The 1,515-nt window shown below is 42.7% G+C and carries 1 protein-coding gene; it reads left to right on the plus strand.

The genetic code is table 11. The features are described 5' to 3' along the window. The first annotated feature begins 159 nt into the window (after window positions 1–159). On the plus strand, window positions 160–957 hold the full coding sequence (locus F6K38_RS41700) for a PQQ-dependent sugar dehydrogenase (RefSeq protein ID WP_287254912.1): 798 nt from the start codon (window positions 160–162) through the stop codon (window positions 955–957). The last annotated feature ends 558 nt before the right edge of the window (window positions 958–1,515 follow it).

The raw sequence follows: 1,515 nt of genomic DNA on the forward strand, positions 1-1,515 counted from the left end.
CGGGCTCGCGCTGATTTTCCACCTGTTCGCCCTTGGAACAGCGCGTCCCGTAACGCACCACCTTCCAGATCCGCTGTTCCCTAAAATCCAGAAATTGTGTACCTCATAGCTATGAGAATTGCTATATGCCCACCTACTTAGTTCATCTGTTCTGCAACTTTGACCTGCTCCCATGGCGGTAGTGATGGCTACCCTGTTAGGGATACCGATCCTTTGGATAATGGACAGAATCTGGGAACACCCCTGGGCAAAATTCTCAGAATCGATCCCTTTGGGAATAATAGTGTTAATGGTCGATATGGCATTCCTCGTGATAATCCTTTTGTTACGGATGACGATCCTAAAACCTTGGGTGAAATCTGGGCTTATGGACTGCGTAATCCCCATCGTTTTAGCTGGGATACTGCTGGCGAAGGCAAAATGTTGATTGCTGATACTGGTCAGGCTTTTATTGAAGAAATTAATCTTGGTATCAAAGGAGCTAACTATGGTTGGGGCGAGCGAGAAGGTACTTGGGTGATAGAGGAAAATAATGAAAATGTTTTGTTGACCTTACCCAAAAACGATCGCTCCTATGGCTATACTTATCCCGTTGCCCAATATGACCATTACATCCCCCCCGACATAAAAGGCTTCTACGGAATTGCGATCGCTGGTGGTTATGTTTATCGGGGCAAAGCAATTCCTGAATTAATCGGTCAATACATTTTTGCTGACTTCGCTCATGATGCCAGATTTTTCCACGTTCCTGTAGATGAACTTGTCAATGGCAAACAGGCAACAATAAAGGAACTTCGGCTCTTTAAAGGAGAGCGAGACGCTTCTTTTCTAGAAATTATTGGGAAAAAACGATCCGATGTGCGATTCGGGGTGGACGAAGAAGGAGAAATCTATGTCACATCCAAGCAAGATGGTAAAGTTAGGAAAATCATCCCTTCACCGAAATCCCGTAATTGACTATAATAGTTTGGAATAATGATGTTCATGGAATTAACCTTATTGTAGGTTAGGTTGAAAGATAAAACCGAACAAGAACGAGAGAGCGATGGGTTTCGCTATCGCTATACCCATCCTACAAATTCAGTATTATTAATCTGAATTATGAATTATCTACTCCTACTAATTCTCTGATTAATGCCTGGGGGGGTGACATGCAAGCTAAAATCCTTACTGGGCAATAAGTTCAGCCCATTAGTTATAAAAAGATACATGCTGTTTGGGGGTGACGTTGGAGGTAGTTATAAGGGTTTGAGCTTCCAGAAAATCATTCGTAGGGTCAATTTGCGAGTTGATCTTTGCTAAGATAACTGGCCTCAAAGCCTTATATAGTATGCTTTTCAGGGCTCATATTACCCCCTGAGCTCTGATATAGCAATCCTAAATCATTTGGGTGCGGCTCTTTTAAAAGTACGGTAGACTAGATCTCAGTAAAACTGACAAATTAGTCAGAGTAATAGTTTGAGTCAATACCTCCTGGTGGGTGACCAGCTGAAAAAGTCAGCAGTAGTTCAGGAA

Origin of the sequence: Moorena sp. SIO3B2, from assembly GCF_010692525.1 — a bacterium.
Taxonomy (GTDB): Bacteria; Cyanobacteriota; Cyanobacteriia; order Cyanobacteriales; family Coleofasciculaceae; genus Moorena; species Moorena producens.